This window comes from Mycobacterium sp. NPDC004974 (assembly GCF_053600815.1).
Genome location: NZ_JBSGAQ010000005.1, coordinates 335,233 through 352,036 on the forward strand (window position 1 = coordinate 335,233; position 16,804 = coordinate 352,036).

Annotated in this window: 18 protein-coding genes and 1 tRNA gene; 10 read left to right on the forward strand and 9 right to left on the reverse strand. The window is 68.1% G+C overall.

Going from position 1 to position 16,804, the window contains the following annotated elements:
• Positions 1-45 precede the first annotated feature (45 nt).
• The gene (locus ACWEFV_RS14970) at positions 46-627 is read left to right on the forward strand and encodes a helix-turn-helix domain-containing protein (protein WP_450070700.1); all 582 of its coding nucleotides are present in this window, start codon (positions 46-48) and stop codon (positions 625-627) included.
• A 13-nt stretch (positions 628-640) separates the two neighbouring features.
• Here the strand turns inward: ACWEFV_RS14970 and ACWEFV_RS14975 are convergent, their stop codons facing one another.
• From ACWEFV_RS14975 to cobC, 4 genes are read right to left on the reverse strand one after another with little or no spacing between them, the layout of a single operon-like run.
• Positions 641-1,747 (reverse strand): bifunctional RNase H/acid phosphatase, encoded by a 1,107-nt coding sequence (locus tag ACWEFV_RS14975; protein WP_450070701.1) that lies wholly within the window; start codon positions 1,745-1,747, stop codon positions 641-643.
• Positions 1,744-2,472 carry a zinc ribbon domain-containing protein gene (locus ACWEFV_RS14980; RefSeq protein ID WP_135455886.1) on the reverse strand — a complete coding sequence of 243 codons (729 nt, stop codon included), beginning with the start codon at positions 2,470-2,472 and terminating at the stop codon, positions 1,744-1,746. Before ACWEFV_RS14980 ends, ACWEFV_RS14975 begins: the two co-directional genes overlap by 4 nt.
• A gap of 52 nt (positions 2,473-2,524) precedes the next feature.
• On the reverse strand, positions 2,525-3,658 hold the full coding sequence (locus ACWEFV_RS14985; protein WP_450070702.1) for a Nif3-like dinuclear metal center hexameric protein: 1,134 nt from the start codon (positions 3,656-3,658) through the stop codon (positions 2,525-2,527).
• Positions 3,655-4,689: an Rv2231c family pyridoxal phosphate-dependent protein CobC gene (cobC, locus tag ACWEFV_RS14990; RefSeq protein ID WP_450070703.1), complete on the reverse strand. Its 1,035-nt coding sequence runs from the start codon at positions 4,687-4,689 to the stop codon at positions 3,655-3,657. The genes ACWEFV_RS14985 and cobC overlap by 4 nt, the downstream gene beginning before the upstream one ends.
• A 74-nt stretch (positions 4,690-4,763) precedes the next feature.
• On the opposite strand from cobC, the gene ACWEFV_RS14995 reads away from it, so the two are divergent.
• Genes ACWEFV_RS14995 through ACWEFV_RS15005 form a run of 3 tightly spaced genes read left to right on the forward strand, consistent with a single transcriptional unit; the run spans position 4,764 to position 6,773 of the window.
• The gene (locus ACWEFV_RS14995) at positions 4,764-5,441 is read left to right on the forward strand and encodes an HAD-IA family hydrolase (RefSeq protein ID WP_450070704.1); all 678 of its coding nucleotides are present in this window, start codon (positions 4,764-4,766) and stop codon (positions 5,439-5,441) included.
• Entirely contained in the window at positions 5,434-5,943 is a 510-nt protein-coding gene (locus tag ACWEFV_RS15000) for a low molecular weight protein-tyrosine-phosphatase (protein ID WP_450070705.1), read from the forward strand. The genes ACWEFV_RS14995 and ACWEFV_RS15000 overlap by 8 nt, the downstream gene beginning before the upstream one ends.
• Positions 5,943-6,773, forward strand: coding sequence for an SURF1 family cytochrome oxidase biogenesis protein (locus ACWEFV_RS15005; protein ID WP_450070706.1), 831 nt, complete (start codon positions 5,943-5,945; stop codon positions 6,771-6,773). Before ACWEFV_RS15000 ends, ACWEFV_RS15005 begins: the two co-directional genes overlap by 1 nt.
• Here the strand turns inward: ACWEFV_RS15005 and ACWEFV_RS15010 are convergent.
• Complete coding sequence (locus ACWEFV_RS15010; protein WP_450070707.1) at positions 6,727-7,698, reverse strand: cobalamin biosynthesis protein; 972 nt, start codon at positions 7,696-7,698, stop codon at positions 6,727-6,729. The genes ACWEFV_RS15005 and ACWEFV_RS15010 overlap by 47 nt on opposite strands.
• 36 nt (positions 7,699-7,734) lie before the next feature.
• Between ACWEFV_RS15010 and ACWEFV_RS15015 the strand changes: the two genes are divergently transcribed.
• The 3 genes from ACWEFV_RS15015 (at position 7,735) to ACWEFV_RS15025 (ending at position 9,532) form a co-directional block, all read left to right on the forward strand.
• The gene (locus ACWEFV_RS15015; RefSeq protein WP_450070708.1) at positions 7,735-8,562 is read left to right on the forward strand and encodes an oxygenase MpaB family protein; all 828 of its coding nucleotides are present in this window, start codon (positions 7,735-7,737) and stop codon (positions 8,560-8,562) included.
• A gap of 10 nt (positions 8,563-8,572) precedes the next feature.
• Entirely contained in the window at positions 8,573-8,965 is a 393-nt protein-coding gene (locus ACWEFV_RS15020; RefSeq protein ID WP_450070709.1) for a VOC family protein, read from the forward strand.
• Positions 8,966-9,028: 63 nt separating this feature from the next.
• A complete protein-coding gene (locus ACWEFV_RS15025) occupies positions 9,029-9,532 on the forward strand; it encodes a hypothetical protein (protein WP_450070710.1) in 504 nt (167 codons plus the stop codon).
• Positions 9,533-9,546: 14 nt separating this feature from the next.
• Here the strand turns inward: ACWEFV_RS15025 and ACWEFV_RS15030 are convergent.
• The 4 genes from ACWEFV_RS15030 to ACWEFV_RS15045 all read right to left on the reverse strand — a co-directional run bounded on the left by ACWEFV_RS15030 (position 9,547) and on the right by ACWEFV_RS15045 (position 11,300).
• Positions 9,547-9,621: transfer RNA gene (locus ACWEFV_RS15030), tRNA-Val, on the reverse strand.
• A 58-nt stretch (positions 9,622-9,679) separates the two neighbouring features.
• Entirely contained in the window at positions 9,680-10,141 is a 462-nt protein-coding gene (locus ACWEFV_RS15035; protein ID WP_450070711.1) for a peroxiredoxin, read from the reverse strand.
• Entirely contained in the window at positions 10,141-10,581 is a 441-nt protein-coding gene (locus ACWEFV_RS15040; RefSeq protein ID WP_135455907.1) for a DUF3052 domain-containing protein, read from the reverse strand. The genes ACWEFV_RS15035 and ACWEFV_RS15040 overlap by 1 nt, the downstream gene beginning before the upstream one ends.
• A gap of 146 nt (positions 10,582-10,727) precedes the next feature.
• Positions 10,728-11,300, reverse strand: coding sequence for a hypothetical protein (locus tag ACWEFV_RS15045; protein WP_450070712.1), 573 nt, complete (start codon positions 11,298-11,300; stop codon positions 10,728-10,730).
• A 145-nt stretch (positions 11,301-11,445) separates the two neighbouring features.
• On the opposite strand from ACWEFV_RS15045, the gene aceE reads away from it, so the two are divergent.
• From aceE to ACWEFV_RS15060, 3 genes are all read left to right on the forward strand, one after another.
• Positions 11,446-14,235, forward strand: coding sequence for a pyruvate dehydrogenase (acetyl-transferring), homodimeric type (aceE, locus tag ACWEFV_RS15050; protein ID WP_450070713.1), 2,790 nt, complete (start codon positions 11,446-11,448; stop codon positions 14,233-14,235).
• A 99-nt stretch (positions 14,236-14,334) separates the two neighbouring features.
• The gene (locus ACWEFV_RS15055) at positions 14,335-15,609 is read left to right on the forward strand and encodes a PucR family transcriptional regulator (RefSeq protein ID WP_135455910.1); all 1,275 of its coding nucleotides are present in this window, start codon (positions 14,335-14,337) and stop codon (positions 15,607-15,609) included.
• A 181-nt stretch (positions 15,610-15,790) separates the two neighbouring features.
• Positions 15,791-16,711 carry an ACP S-malonyltransferase gene (locus ACWEFV_RS15060; RefSeq protein WP_135460127.1) on the forward strand — a complete coding sequence of 307 codons (921 nt, stop codon included), beginning with the start codon at positions 15,791-15,793 and terminating at the stop codon, positions 16,709-16,711.
• Positions 16,712-16,804 lie beyond the last annotated feature (93 nt).

A 16,804-nucleotide genomic window follows, 5' to 3' on the forward strand; every position in this document is an offset into this window, starting at 1 on the left:
GTCGAGCTTGCCCAATCACATGGCAAAGTGCCAAGCTGTTTTGCCATGGAGGCAAACGCCGCCGACCCCGCCGACATCGACGCCCTGGTCCGGACCCGGCTACGCGAGTTACGCGCCCAACGCGGACTCACCCTGGAGGACGTCGCGCGCCGCGCGCAGATCGACGTCTCGACATTGAGCCGCCTGGAATCGGGCAAGCGCCGACTGGCGCTGGACCACCTTCCCCGATTGGCCGCCGCACTGTCGGTGACCACCGACGAGTTACTGCGCGCGCCGCAGGCCGAGGACCCTCGGGTCACGGGCAGCTCACACACCCACCACGACATCACGTACTGGCCGTTGACCCGGCAGGGCCCGGCAGGGGGGTTGCACGCCTACAAGATCCGGATCAGCCCCAAGCGCCGCAAGCCTCCCGCCGAATTTCCCGTCCACGAGGGACGCGACTGGATGTACGTGCTGTCCGGGCAACTGCGGCTGATCCTGGGCGAACAGGACTTCATCGTCAATCCCGGTGAGGCCGTGGAGTTCTCGACGTGGACACCGCACTGGTTCGGGGTGGTCGACGGCCCGGTCGAGGCGATCACCATCTTCGGCCCGCACGGCGAGCAGTTACACCTGCACGCCTGACCGGTAGGCAGGCCTACAGGTAGGCGGTCTGGTTGACCAACCGCACCGAAGATCCGCCGTCGGCGTAGAACTCGGCGATCGACAGCGACGCCAGGTCCAGATGCAGCCGGTACAGGATGCCTTCACCGGCGTCGAGCGCGAGCCGGAGGATGGTCTTGATCGGGGTCACGTGGGAGACGACCAGAACCGTGGCTGCGCCGTAGTCGGCGATGATCCGGTTGCGCGCCCGGCGGACCCGGTGGGCCACCGCATCGAAGCTCTCGCCACCGGGCGGTTCGACGCTGGTGTCACCCAGCCAGCGCCGGTGCAGTTCCGGATCCCGTTGCGCGGCTTCGGCGAACGTCAACCCTTCCCACTCACCGAAGTCCGTCTCGATCAGGTCGTCATCGACGCGGACGTCGACGCCGAGCACCTTGGCCGCGGCCGTCGCGGTCTCGTATGCCCGCTCCAGCGGCGAGGTGACCACCGCCGCAATGCTGCCGCGGGTGCCGAGATACCGCGCGGCGGCATCGGCCTGTCTGCGACCCTCCTCGGTCAGCGCCGGGTTGCCGCGGCCCGAATAGCGCCGGGCGATGGACAATTCGGTCTGGCCGTGGCGCAACAGCAGCAGCCGGGTGGGCGCACCGGTGGCTCCGGTCCACCCGGGTGCCGACAGCGCGGCCTTCTCGGCCTGAGCCGGTGCTTTGGCCGGTCCGGCAGTCGCCGCACTGACGATGCCCGCGGCGGCGTCCATGGCCTCGTTGGCCAGCCGGTCGGCATGGCTGTTGCGGGCCCGCGGAATCCAGGTGTAGCTGATCCGCTCGAATCCCGCGGCCAGTTCGGCGGCCCGGCGTTGCAGCGGAATCAGATCGGGATGTTTGACCTTCCAGCGCCCCGACATCTGTTCGATGACGAGCTTGGAGTCCATCGAGACCGCCACCTCGGTGGCGCCCAACTCGGTGGCTGCCTCCAGTCCGGCGACCAGGCCCCGGTATTCGGCGACGTTGTTGGTGGCCCGACCGATCGCTTCCTTGCGCTCGGCCAGCTCTGCGGAGTGCTCGGCATCGAACACGACCGCGCCGTAGCCCGCCGGCCCGGGGTTGCCCCGCGAACCGCCGTCGGCTTCGACGAGAACCTTCACTGCTTGATCCGCAGGAGGATTGCCCCGCATTCCGGGCAGCGCAGCACGTCATCCTCGGCGGCCGCGGCGATCCGGGCACTCTCGCCGCGGTCGATCTCGATCCGGCAGGCACCGCAGCGCCGGCCCTGAAGCAGCCCGGCCCCGGCGCCGCCACGGGCCCGCTGACGTTCGTAGAGGTCGACGAGTTCGGGATCGATGATGCTCACCAACCCGTCACGGCGGGTCGTCGCCTGATGCTTGGCCTGGTCGATCTCCACCAGCGCGGCATCGCGGGCCTGCTGCGCCGACGACAACGCGGTCTGCAGATCGTCGATGCGTTGCAGCGCCTCGGCCTGCTGATTCGACAGTTCCTCGCGGCGTTCCATGAGCTCCAGCAGCGAGTCCTCCAGGTTGGATTGCCTGCGCTGCAACGTTTCCAGTTCGTGCTGGATCTCGGCGACCTGTTTGGCGCCCACCGTGCCACCATCGATCAGCCCACGGTCGCGGTCCTCACGCTGACGTACCGAGTCGATCTCGCTCTCGAGCTTGGTCACCTGGGCTTCCAGGTCTTCCAGTGCGATGCCGAGGACGCCCACCCCGTCGCTGGCCCCAGCGTGCTCGGCCTGCGCCTCGTCCACCTTCTGCTGCTCGGCCAGGTTCTTGGCGCGGTGTGCGAGGCGCCCGAGTTCGGCATCGACCTCGGTCAGCGCGAGAAGCGAACGTTGTTGTTTTACTTCGGCTTTCATGCCCTGACTTTCATGTAGCTGTGGTTTCCTGCGTTCATTGCGTTCGCTGCGATCAGCACTCGACGTTCCACGGGTCGGTGCGCACCGACGACACCCGCACCTGCAGCGCATCGCCGAACTGCCCGCGCAGCACCCCGGCCGCCTGGGCGCACCAAGGGAACTCGGTGGCCCAGTGCGCCACGTCGATGAGCGCCACCGATGAGGCCCGGCGGTGCTCGTCGGCCGGGTGGTGGCGTAGATCCGATGTGACATAGGCCTGTACGCCGGCCCGGGCCACGGTGCCCAGCAGTGAATCTCCCGCTCCCCCGCACACCGCGACCCGCGACACCATCGCGTCGGGGTCGCCCGAGGTCCGCACCCCCCATGAGGTTGCCGGCAGCGCAGCCCGAACCCGGGATGCGAAGGCCGACAACGGGATCGGTCGGTCCAGCTCGCCGATCCGACCGATTCCCACGTCACCGGGGATCGGCGCCAGCGCGATGATGTCGAAGGCAGGCTCCTCGTAGGGATGTGCGGCGCGCAGGGCGGAGAGGATGGTCGCGCGCAGCCGCGAGGGGGCGATCATCTCCACCCGGTCCTCGGCCACGTGCTCGACGGTGCCCACCTCGCCGATCGCGGGGGCGGCGCCGTCGTGCGGCAGGAACTGTCCGGTTCCGGCCACACTCCAACTGCAGTGCGAATAGTCGCCGATGCGTCCGGCGCCCGCGTCGAACAACGCCTCCCGCACTGTCGCAGCATCCGCGGCCGGCACGAACACCACCCATTTGTCCAGGTCGGGTCCCGGCGCCGCCGGCGACAGAACCGCGTCGACGGTCAAGCCCAACGCCGCCGCCAGCGCATCGGATACCCCGGGCGAGGCCGCATCGGCGTTGGTGTGCGCGGTGAACAAGGCCCGTCCGGTGCGGATCAGCCGGTGGATCAGCGCGCCCTTGGCGGTGTCGGCCGCGACGGTGTCCACGCCGCGCAGCAGCAGCGGGTGGTGGGCCAACAGCAGACCGCGCTCGGGCACCTCGTCGATCACGGCCTCGGTCGCGTCGACCGCGATCGTCACCGATTCGACCGGCTCGTCAGGATCGCCGCACACCAGGCCTACCGAGTCCCAGTCGTGGGCCAGGTGCGGCGGGTACGCCGCGTCCAGTGCGGCGATCACGTCCGCCAACGGCACCCCGGCCGGTTGCGTGCTCATTGCAGCACCTCCGTCATGGCGTCGATGAGTGCGGGCCATTCCGGCCGCACCGCGGCACGCAGGTAATTTTCCGGCAGGCCCACGAAAGTATCGCAACGGCGGACCGCAATGCTTTTGCTTTCCAGATGTTTTCGCATCAGCTCCGCGTCAGGCACCGTGAACAGCACAAATGGCGCATCTCCGGCCACCACGCCCAGCCCCGCCTCAGCGAGCCCGGCGACCATCGCGACCCGGAGTTCAGCGAGCCGGCGGGCGCCGGCATCGGCCTCGGCCACCGCTTCAGGACCGTTGGCCGCGGCGATGGCCTCCAGTTGCAGCGTGCCCAGCGGCCAGTGCGGGCGCGGCGCTGTCAGCCGGGCCAGCACCTCGGGCGCACCGAGGGCGTATCCGACCCGCAGCCCGGCCAGCGCCCAGGTCTTGGTCAGGCTGCGCAGTACGAGCACGTCGGGCAGTGATTCACCGGCCAGCGATTCGGCCTCACCGGGGATGCCGTCGGCGAACGCCTCGTCGACGACGATCAGCCGGCCGGGCCGGCGCAACGCCAGGACGTCCTCACGGCGGTGCAGCACCCCGGTGGGATTGGTCGGGTTGCCGACCACCACCAGGTCCGCCTCGTCCGGCACCTCCGCTCGCGCCAAGGTAAATGGGAACGGCAACACCGCGTGGTGGATCGGTACGTCCGCCTCGGCCAGCACGGCCTCGGGCTCGGTGAACGAGGGTGCGACCAGGGCCGCCAGCCGCGGCCGCAATCCGGCCAGCAGGGCGAATCCCTCCGCTCCGCCGGCCAGCAGGGCCACCTCGTCCGCAGCGCGGCCGTGGCGCGCGGCGACGGTTTCGACGGCCCGACGCTGATCGGCCTGGCTCGGATAGCTGCCCAGGTCGGGCAGCCGGGACGCCAGCCGGTCGGTCAACCAGGGCGGCGGACCGCCGGGCCGCACGTTGACCGCGAAGTCCAACATGCCCGGCAATGCGGCCTGGTCGCCGTGGTAGCGGGCGCCGGCACGGGCCCCTACACGGTTTCGACTCGGCACAGCACGACCCTAGTGGTCGGGGTGCTCAGCTGGGCATCCGGAGGACTGCCGGCGGCATACGGGAGAATGGGCACGTGACTGACACGCTGGAACTCACCCGACCGCAGCTGGTGCTGTTCGACCTCGACGGCACCCTGACCGATTCGGCGGCCGGGATCGTGTCGAGTTTTCGCCACGCGTTGGCCCACGTGGGTGCCGGCGTCACCGACGGTGACCTGGCCGGACGCATCGTCGGCCCGCCCATGCACGAGACGTTGCAGTCCCTGAGTCTGGGCGAGACGCGCTTCGATGCCGACGCCGCGATCGCGGCATACCGAGCCGATTACACGAGCCGCGGCTGGGCGATGAACAGCCTGTTCGACGGCATCGAGGCATTGCTCGCCGACCTGCGGGCCGCCGAGGTGCGGCTGGCCGTCGCGACCTCCAAGGCGGAACCCACCGCGCGACGCATCCTGGAGCATTTCGGCCTGGACGGCTATTTCGAGGTGATCGCCGGGGCCAGCCCCGACGGCGTCCGGGCCGCCAAGGCCGACGTGGTCGCCTATGCGCTGGCCCAACTGCAACCCCTGCCAGAGCGCGTGCTGATGGTCGGTGACCGGATGCACGACGTCGAAGGCGCGGCCGAGCACGGCATCAACACCGTGGTGGTCGGCTGGGGCTACGGTGCCACCGATTTCACGGATACCACCGCGGTGACCGCGCATGCCCACGTCGACACCGTGACGGCGCTTCGGGAGGTGCTCGGTGTCTGACTTTTCCACTGAGCCGGTTCTGCACGTCACGTTCGTGTGCTCGGGCAACATCTGCCGGTCCCCGATGGCCGAGAAGATGTTCGCCCACCAGATCAGCGAGCGCGGCCTGGCCGACGTGATCCGTGTGAGCAGCGGCGGCACCGGCGGCTGGCATGCCGGTGACGGCGCCGACGCGCGTGCCTGCCTGGTGTTGCGCGAGCGCGGCTATCCGAGCGACCACGTTGCCGCCCAGGTCTCCGACGACCATCTCGGCGCCGACCTGGTGGTCGCGCTGGGCCGCAATCACCTGCGCATCCTGACCGATCTGGGTGTGACGGGCGACCGGTTGCGGATGCTGCGGTCGTTCGACCCCCGCTCGGGCGCGCACGCCCTCGACGTCGAGGATCCGTATTACGGCGGCAAGACCGATTTCGAGGACGTGTTCACCGTGATCGAGGCGTCCTTGCCCGGGCTGCACGCGTGGGTCGACCAGACGCTTGCCGGTCGGGGAATCGTGGCCTGATGAAGCGGCTGACATTCCTGTTCCGGCCCCAGTGGGTGGCGCTGTTCATCGTGGTGGCCGCATTCGCCTACCTGTGTTTCACCGTGCTGGCGCCGTGGCAGTTGGGCAAGAACACCAAGACGTCGCGGGAGAACAACCAGATCAGCCATTCGCTGCAGGCCGATCCGGTTCCGGTCACCACCGTTCTGCCGCACCAGGATTCGGTCGCACCCGACGCCCAGTGGCAACGCGTCACGGCCACCGGTCACTACCTGCCCAAAGCGGAGGTGCTGGTCCGGCTGAGGGTGGTCGACGGTGAGCCCGCCTTCGAGGTGCTCACCCCGTTCGCCGTCGACGGCGGGCCGGTGGTGCTGGTCGATCGCGGCTTCATCACTCCCAAGGACGGGAACAAGGTGCCCGAGTTCGCGGGCGCACCGACCGGTCAGGTGACGATCACCGCGCGCGTGCGTGATGCCGAAGCCAGTCTTCCGGGTAAGGAGCCGTTCCGCGGCGAGGACGGCGCGCAGCAGGTGTATTCGATCAACCCCGAGCAGATCGCCTCGCTCACCGGCGTTCCGCTGACCGGGTCGTACCTGCAGTTGGTGGCCAACCAGCCCGGCGGGCTCGGGGAAATCTCCCTCCCGCACCTCGACGCCGGACCGTTCCTCTCCTACGGCATCCAGTGGATCGCATTCGGGATCGTCGCCCCGCTCGGACTGGGCTACTTCATCTACGCCGAGTTGCAGCAGCGGCGGCGCGAACGCGCGGCCGCGCAGGTCGCCGCGGAAGAGCCGGCCCGGGAGCTCACGAACGAGGAGAAGATCGCCGACCGCTACGGAAAGCGCCGCTGACCGCCAGCAGCACCGCGACCGCCGCTGACGCGGCCTGGACCGCGCGCGACAGTCGCACCGCGCGGGCCACATCGGCTTCCTCTGGGATGCGCCCGTCGCCCAGGGTGGGCCGGATCTCCAGCTGATGCGCGTACTGCGTCGGGCCGCCCAGACGCACCCCGAGCGCGCCGGCGAATGACGCCTCGGCCACCCCGGCGTTGGGGCTGGGATGCCGCGATGCGTCGCGCCGCCAGGCGCGCAGCGCCGCGGCCGGTGAACCGCCCACCACCGGTGCACACAGCACCGCCAGCACGCCCGTCAGCCGCGCCGGCACGTAGTTCAGCACGTCGTCGAATCTGGCTGCAGCCCAACCGAAGTAGTTGTACCGCGGCGAGCGGTGCCCGATCATGGCGTCCAGCGTGTTGGCTCCCCGGTACACCAGCACCCCGGGCACCCCGCCGATCGCCGCCCAGAACAGCGGCGCCACCTGGGCGTCAGAGGTGTTCTCAGCCAGCGATTCCACGGTGGCCCGGGTCAGGCCCGACGCGTCCAGCGCGGCGGGATCCCGCCCGCACAGGGAGGGCAGCAGCCGGCGGGCACCAGCCAGGTCGTCGCCGGCGAGCAGCGTCGCCATCTGGTGCCCGACCCGGTTGAGCGAGGTGCCGCCGAGGGCGACGTAGGTGGCTGCCGCGGTCACGAACACCCGGTCACCGCGTCCCACGGCCCAACCCAGTCCGGCCAGCCCGCCGAGCAACAGCCCGGTGTGCAGGACGCCTGCCCCGCGGTTGTCGGCGTAGGTCAGCTTTTCCAACCTCGCTGCGCCAGTGCCGAACCCGGCCACCGGGTGGCCGCGACGCGGATCCCCGAGCAGCAGGTCGGCCAGGAATCCGACAGCGATGCCGGCGGCCCGACTGTGCCAATCCCGTCGGCTTCTGCGCGCAAACACCTCGGCAGCGTCTCACAAGGTGATCTACTCGAATTCATGAGGCTGGGTTCGCCACGACGCCCGCGACGGGTCACCGATCTGCTCAACCCGGCGGCGGCACTGTTGCCCGCGGCCAACGTGATCATGCAGTTGTCCGCCCCGGGTGTCGGCTACGGCGTTCTGGAGAGCCCGGTGGACAGTGGCAACGTCTACAAGCACCCGTTCAAACGGGCCCGCACCACCGGCACCTACCTGGCCACCGCCACCATCGGCACCGACGCCGACCGCGCGCTGCTGCGCACCCAGATCGACCGGGTGCACGCGCTGGTTCGCTCACGCCGCTCAAGCCCGGTGTCCTACAACGCTTTCGACCCCCGGTTGCAGCTGTGGGTGGCGGCCTGCCTGTACCGCTACTACATCGACATGCACGAGTTCCTCTACGGTCCGCTCGACGAGGAATCCGCCGACGCGATCTATGCCGACGCCCGCACACTGGGCACCACTCTGCAGGTGCGCGACGAGATGTGGCCCGAGGATCGGAACGCCTTCGACGCGTATTGGAAGCAGTCGCTGCAGGACCTGCGGATCGACCCGCCGGTGCGTGAGCATCTGCATGGGGTGGCAGCGATGGCGTTCCTGCCCGCCCCGCTACGGCTGCTGGCCGGGCGGTTCAACCTGTTCGCCACGACCGGCTTCCTGCCCGCGGAGTTCCGCAGTCATATGCGCATGAGCTGGACAGCCGACCAGCAGCGGCGTTTCGAGTGGTTGTTGACCGGCCTGCGGGTCGCCGATCGCGTGATCCCGCACGAGGTGTGGTTGTTGGGTTACCAGCTCTATCTGTGGGACATGCGGATCCGTGACCGCTTCGGCAAACGGGTGGTCTGAGCCGGTGAAAATGATGTTTCCAGCGCTCGCTCATGTGGCGGTCACCGTCCGCGATCTGGCGGTCAGCGGGCCGTGGTACCGCACACTGTTCGGCGCCGATCCGGTGCTCGACGAGGACACCGACGCCGGCTTCCACCACCTGGTGTGGCTGCTGGACAACGGCACCCTGTTCGGTATCCATCAACACCGGAATCCCGCCCCGGATGAACGTTTCAGCGAATTCCGGGTCGGGCTGGACCACGTCGGCTTCGGCTGCGCGTCGCGTTCGGAACTGCAGAGCTGGGTGGACCGGCTCGACGGGCTGGGTATCGCCCACGGCGGGATCGTCGACGCACCATACGGGTCGGGGCTCAGTTTCCGCGATCCCGACGGCATCGCCCTGGAGTTCTTCGCCGGGGCCTGAATTCGGGTGGTACGTCAGGGTATCGCTGAGTCGCGCGGATATGATCCGACGCGGAGGTCCCCTTTGAAAGACGCCATTGTCCTGGTTGCCGTTTCGCTGGCAATCGGATTCGCGCTCGGCGGCCTCAGGTCATCCGGCCCACCCGTCGCGGCCCCCGAGCTTCCGGCCCCGCCGCTGCCTCGACCGGGCGTCTACACCGTCACCGAGACCTCGGGCCACCCGGCGCCGGAACCCTATGACTGGACCCTGTCGGGTTGCGGACCACAGTGCCTGCGGGTGCACTCACCCGCCCCGGAGGGCGCCTGGCAGCTGGACCTGGCCTGGGACTCCGCCGCCGATCGGCACAAGGGCGCGTGGGTCGGTGAGCGCGTCAACCCCGGCATGCAGTGCCGGCCCGGCAGCCCCCAGCTGAAGACCGGCCCGGTTCCGTTCAAATACGTCATCAGGGCCGACCTCACGGGATTCGTGAACATGAAGTTCTCCCGGGAGAGCCCGTCGTGCTGGGGCGATACCGCCATGCGCGGCCAGGAACTCGCGCTGAAGCGCGCGAAGGCGGTGTGGTCCTAGGACCGGGGATTTGATGGTGGGCGCGGACGGTATCGAACCGCCGACCGCTGGTGTGTAAAACCAGAGCTCTACCACTGAGCTACGCGCCCCGTCGGAGGCACGGTACACGCCGAGACGACGTGACCGGAAATCCCCCGGGAAGATTCGTCAGACCCGTAAGGCCGCCAGCGCCTCCCGCCAGACCGCCTGATCGCGCGGCTGACCCGGGTCCATCATCTCGGCGAAGCGGACCTTGCCGGCCCGGTCGACGACGAATGTGCCGCGGTTCGGGTATCCGGCATCGGAATTGAACACCCCGTAGGCCTGGGTGACCGCACCGTGCGGCCAGAAATCCGACAGCACCGGGAACGTGAATCCACTTTCGATGGACCAGATCTTGTGCGTCGGGGGTGGACCGACCGAGATGGCCAGGGTCGCGGTGTCGTCGTTCTCGTACAACGGCAGCTTGTCGCGGATCTCTCCGAGTTCGCCCTCACACACACCGGTGAACGCCAGCGGAAAGAACACCAGCAGCACGTCCTTGGCGCCGCGGTACCCACTGAGCGTGATCGGCCTGCCGTTCTGGTCCCGGAGCGTGAAATCGGGCGCCGGGGCCCCAACGGCCAGCATCAGGTCCGCTTGCCCGCGGCTTTAGAAGATTTCGGCTGCACCAATCGGCTCGCCGTCCAGTCCCCCAACTTGGCCGACGAGGTCTGCATCAGACCGGCCGTCGGCGCCGATTCGGCGATCTCGGCCGGCAGCACATGCCCAGCCTTGCCGGTCTTGGGAGTCACCACCCAGATCACGCCGTCCTCGGCGAGTGGGGTGATGGCGTCCATGAGCCGGTCGACGAGATCCCCGTCGTCGTCCCTCCACCAGAGCAATACGACGTCGATGACCTCGTCCGAATCCTCATCGAGGAGCTCGGAACCGCACGCTTCCTCGATGTCCGCCCGGATGTCGTCGTCGCTATCCTCGTCCCAACCCAGTTCCTGGACTATCTGATCCTTATGGATCCCCAGGATTTGGGCGTAGTTCGGGCCTGAGTCCGTCCCCGCCGCCGCGACCACCGTCGGTCCTCCTTACCTTTCTTCGAGCCTGTCTCAAGACTTGTTGGTTGCTCGTTCATTTGCGCGCGCGATGCGTGTTGCGACCTATCGTCGCACGGCGACCCACCTGTGCGGGTGTCCGGCGGGCCACTTTGTCCGCCAACCCGTCAGTAAGCCTTGTCGCATCGGGTCAGCGCGTCCTCTCTGGCGGTGTTCGATCGTGTCGACGCCGCATTGAACTGATCAGGGCCGACGTGGCCGGATATGGCGGCGACGAGGGCTCTCGCCGAGTCGACCCACTCGGTCAGCGCGGCGCGCAGATCCGGTGACAGCGCGTCGGACAGGCCCGAGCTGACCAGATCGGCGCTGCGGTTCAGCCCGTCGATCGCGGGGCCGGCCTTGGCTGCGGTGTCCCCACCGTTGTTGACCGCTTCGACATAGCCGTTGACGGCGTTCACCGCGTCGACGGCCGAGGTGCTGAGGTCCTCACAGACGGTGTGCACGGCACGTGTGGTCAACGAGGCCTGTCGTTCGGATTCGCGGGTCACCGAGCTGGCCGAGGACTCCTCGATCGAGGCCTTCACCGACGCCCGGTACTCGGGCGCCACGGCGGAATCGACTTGTGCGGTACCACCGGTAACGGACGTACAACCCACCACGACCATCGCGATCACCGCGGCGCCACCGAGCGCGCCCGCGGCGATCCGCGCCTTTGCCCCAAACTGCCCATCAACCGGCACGATCTGCAGACGTTACCGGTTCAGAAAGCAACTGATGAGTAACTTCCGCACCGCCACCCCCAGCGACACGGAGGCGGCAAGATGGGTGGACGATAGAAGGTGCCACAAGCACTGTCAGTTGTAACCGCCTAACAAGGAGCGGAAGTTGACCACCGAGTTCGTGCGCCAGGATCTGGCCCAAAACTCCTCTACTGCACCCGAACCCGACCGGGTACGGGTGATTCGCGAGGGAGTTGCCTCCTACCTTCCGGATATCGACACCGATGAGACCGCGGAGTGGTTGGAGTCGTTCGACGAGTTGCTGGAGCGATCGGGCCCGGCACGGGCCCGGTACCTGATGTTGCGACTGCTGGAGCGCTCACGCGAGAAGCGTGTCGCGATCCCGGCACTGACGTCGACCGATTACGTCAACACCATCCCCACCGACCTGGAACCCTGGTTCCCCGGCGACGAGGACGTCGAGCGACGCTACCGTGCCTGGATCCGGTGGAACGCGGCCATCATGGTGCACCGCGCCCAGCGCCCGGGAGTCGGTGTGGGCGGCCATATTTCGACGTATGCCTCGTCGGCTTCGCTCTACGAGGTCGGGTTCAACCACTTCTTCCGCGGCAAATCCCACCCGGGCGGTGGCGACCAGGTGTTCATCCAGGGCCACGCCTCCCCCGGCATCTACGCGCGCGCTTTCCTCGAGGGCCGGCTGACGACCGACCAACTGGATGGTTTCCGGCAGGAACACAGCCATCCCGGCGGCGGTCTGCCGTCCTACCCGCACCCGCGCCTGATGCCCGACTTCTGGGAATTCCCCACGGTGTCGATGGGCCTGGGGCCGATGAACGCGATCTATCAGGCCCGGTTCAACCACTACCTCCATGACCGCGGCATCAAGGACACCAGCGATCAGCACGTGTGGGCGTTCCTCGGCGACGGCGAGATGGACGAGCCGGAGAGCCGCGGCCTGATCCAGGTGGCCGCCAACGAGGCGCTCGACAACCTGACCTTCGTCGTGAACTGCAACCTGCAGCGCCTGGACGGCCCGGTGCGCGGCAACGGCAAGATCATCCAGGAGCTGGAGTCGTTCTTCCGCGGCGCCGGCTGGAACGTCATCAAGGTGGTCTGGGGCCGCGAGTGGGATGCCCTGCTGCACGCCGATCGCGACGGCGCGCTGGTCAATTTGATGAATACCACGCCTGATGGCGATTACCAGACGTACAAGGCCAACGACGGCGCCTACGTGCGCGATCACTTCTTCGGCCGTGACCCACGCACCAAGGCCCTGGTCGAGCCGATGACCGACCAGGAGATCTGGAATCTCAAGCGCGGCGGTCACGACTACCGCAAGGTGTATGCCGCCTACCGCGCCGCGATGGAGCACAAGGGCCAGCCGACGATCATCCTGGCCAAGACCATCAAGGGCTACACGCTGGGCAGCCACTTCGAGGGCCGCAACGCCACGCACCAGATGAAAAAGCTTGCGCTGCAAGACCTCAAGGATTTCCGCGACGTCACCCGGGTGCCGATCAGCGATGAGCAGCTGGAGCAGGACCCCTACCTGCCGCCGTACTACCACCCGGGGCCCGAGGCGCCCGAGATCCGGTACCTGCTGGACCGGCGCCGCGCCCTGGGCGGGTTCGTCCCGGCGCGACGCAACAAGACCACACCGCTGGCGTTGCCCGCATCCGATGCCTACTCCGCCTTGAAGAGGGGATCCGGCAACCAGGCCGTGGCCACCACCATGGCGACGGTGCGCACGTTCAAGGAACTGTTGCGGGACAAGAACATCGGTCCGCGCCTGGTGCCGATCATCCCCGACGAGGCCCGCACCTTCGGCATGGACTCGTGGTTCCCGAGCCTGAAGATCTACAACCGCAACGGGCAGCTGTACACGTCGGTGGACTCGGCATTGATGCTGGCGTACAAGGAATCCGAGATCGGCCAGATCCTGCACGAGGGCATCAACGAGGCTGGGTCGACATCGTCGTTCACCGCGGTGGGCACGTCGTACTCCACCCACAACGAGCCGATGATCCCGATCTACATCTTCTATTCGATGTTCGGGTTCCAGCGCACCGGCGATGGCCTGTGGGCCGCGGCCGATCAGATGGCCAAGGGCTTCGTGCTCGGGGCGACGGCCGGACGTACCACGCTGACCGGCGAGGGCCTGCAGCACGCCGACGGACATTCGCTGCTGCTGGCGTCGACGAACCCGGCCGCGGTGACCTACGACCCGGCGTTCGCCTACGAGGTCGCCCACATCATCGAGAGCGGTCTGCAGCGGATGTACGGCGAGCACGCCGAGAACGTGTTCTTCTACATCACCATCTACAACGAGCCCTACGTCCAGCCCGCCGAGCCGGCCGATCTGGACACCGAGGCCCTGTTGCGCGGGATGTACCGGTACCGCCGGGCGCCCGAACAACGCACGAACACCGCCCAGATCCTGGCGTCGGGGGTGTCGATGCCTGAAGCGCTCCGGGCTGCCGACATGCTGGCGGCAGATTGGGACGTGGCCGCCGACGTGTGGTCGGTGACCAGCTGGGGCGAGCTCAACCGCGAGGGCGTGGAGATCGAGCGGCACCGGCTGCGGCATCCCGATCAGCCCGCCCGGACCCCGCATGTGACCAGCGCCCTGGCCGACGCGGCCGGCCCGGTGGTGGCGGTGTCGGACTGGATGCGGGCAGTGCCCGAGCAGATCCGGCAGTGGGTCCCGGGTACCTACATCACGTTGGGTACCGACGGCTTCGGCTTCTCCGACACCCGGCCCGCCGCACGGCGCTACTTCAATACCGACGCCGAGTCGGTCGTGGTGGCAGCGCTGGAGGGGCTGGCCCGGGACGGCGAGATCGATCCCTCGGTGGCCATCGCGGCAGCCAAGCAGTACAAGATCGACGACGTGTTCGCCGCTGCGGTGTCGTACGTCGACACCGGAAGCGCCTAGCCAAGATCTCCGAACGGGCGGTCGCTCCATACGGGAGCGACCGCCCGCCGGAGGGGTGGCTTGGAGGAATCCACCAGAATATTGGCGTAGCTTTTAGGGATGCCCGACAAGCGGTTCGTTCCGCCCAAATCGACCGTCGAGGTCCTGGAGAGCGTTCCCGACTCGGTGCTGCGCCGGTTGAAGCAGTATTCCGGCCGTCTGGCCACCGAGGCCGTGCACGCCATGGCCGAGCGCCTGGACTTCTTCTCCGATCTGGACGCGTCGCAGCGGGCCAGCGTCCAGCTGGTGGTACAGACCGCGGTGGTCAACTTCGTCGAGTGGATGCGGGACCCGGAAAGCGACGTCAGCTATACCGCCCAGGCGTTCGAGGTGGTGCCACAGGACCTGCGCCGCCGTATCGCACTGCGCCAGTCGGTCGAGATGGTGCGGACCTCGATGGAGTTCTTCGAGGAGGTGGTGCCGCTGCTGGCCCGATCCGAGGAGCAACTCAACGCGCTGACCGCGGGCATCCTGCGCTACAGCCGGGACCTGGCCTTCGCGGCCGCCAGCGCCTACGCCGACCAGGCCGAGGCCCGCGGGGCCTGGGATCTGCGGATGGAGGCCAATGTCGTCGACGCGGTGGTGCGCGGCGATTCCGGACCTGAGCTGCAGTCCCAGGCGGCGGCGCTGAATTGGGACGCCACCGCGCCGGCCACGGTGATCGTCGGCCTGCCGCGTCCGGACCGATTGGACCTGGCCCGCGACGACATCCACGACGTCGTGAAGCGCAATGACCGGGCGGCGCTGTCCGATGTGCACGGAACCTGGCTCATCACGATCGTCTCGGGCCCGCTGTCAGCAACCGATCGTTTCCTGGTCGACCTGCTGTCGGTGTTCGCCGACGGTCCAGTGGTGGTCGGGCCGACCTCCCCCACGCTGACGGCCGCGCACCGCAGCGCCACCGAGGCCATCTCCGGGATGAACGCGGTGGCCGGCTGGCCCGGTGCACCCCGCCCGGTGTCAGCGCGGGAGTTGCTGCCGGAACGGGCCCTACTGGGCGATGCAACGGCCATCGCGGCACTGGAAAGCGAGGTCATGCGCCCGTTGGCCGATGCCGGCCCAGCGCTGACCGAAACGCTCGACGCGTTCCTGGATTCAGGCGGCGCCATAGAAGCTTGCGCACGCAAATTGTTCGTTCATCCAAACACGGTGCGCTACCGGCTGAAACGGATCGGCGACTTCACCGGCCGCGATCCCGCCGTGCCGCGGGACGCCTATGTCCTGCGCGTGGCGTCGACGGTCGGCAGGTTGAGCAAACAGGCATACCAGCCGAGCACGCCAAATGCCGGAACCGTCGTGATACCGGCAATCCGCCCGGCGCATTCCGTCCGATAGTGGGCCCGAACCGGGCTCACCGGACATCCGAGAGGCTGTGACAGATTTCGCTGCGGTGAAGGCAATGTCGCATCACATGCACTTTTGTGGGGAACCTACAAAAACATAAGACAAGGTTCATAATCTCTTACACCCCACAAAACCGTCTTCACAGTGTTCTCTTAATGACGTGCCTCAACCCGTGCTCGCATTGCTTGCTCCCGGACAGGGATCGCAGACGCCCGGCATGCTCTCCCCTTGGCTGGAGCTGCCCGGTGCGGCCGATCGCCTCGCCACGTGGTCGCAGATCAGTGGCCTGGATCTGGCGCGTCTGGGAACCACCGCCACCGCCGAGGAGATCACTGACACCGCGGTGACGCAGCCGCTGGTGGTGGCCGCCACCCTGCTGGCCTACGAGGAACTGACCAAACGCGGCGTTCCCGAGACCGCCGAGACCATCGTCGCGGGCCATTCGGTCGGCGAGATCGCCGCCTACGCCATTGCCGGCGTCATCTCCGCCGATGATGCGGTCAAGCTGGCCGCCACCCGGGGCGCCGAGATGGCCAAGGCCTGCGCCGTCGAGCCGACCGGCATGTCGGCGGTGCTCGGTGGCGACGAGGCCGAGGTGCTGGCCCGGCTGGAGTCGCTCGACCTGGTCCCTGCCAACCGCAACGCCGCCGGCCAGATCGTGGCCGCCGGCGCGATCGCGGCGTTGGAGAAGCTCGCCGAGGATCCGCCGGCCAAGGCCCGCGTCCGTCAGCTGGCGACCGCAGGCGCGTTCCACACCCATTACATGGCTTCCGCGCTGGATGGCTACGCCGCCGCCGCCGCGTCTGTAACAACCTCCGAGCCGACCGCGACACTTCTGTCGAATGCCGACGGCCAGCCGGTCGCCTCGGCAGCCGATGCGATGGAGAAGCTGGTGTCCCAGCTGACCAAGCCGGTGCGCTGGGACCTGTGCACCGCCACCATGCGGGACCGTTTCTCCGGTGCCGAGCGCGCCGGGATCGTCGAGTTCCCGCCGGCGGGCACCCTGGTGGGTATCGCCAAGCGTGAACTGAAGGGCACCCCGACCCGCGCGGTCAAGGCTCCCGCAGACCTGGATGGCTTGAACGAGCTCTAGGTCGAGCGACAACTGAATATCGCAGTAACAAACGAACGTCCCGAGATGTCCTCCGCACCCGGAGGGCGCTGTCAACAACAAGAAGGAGCCATT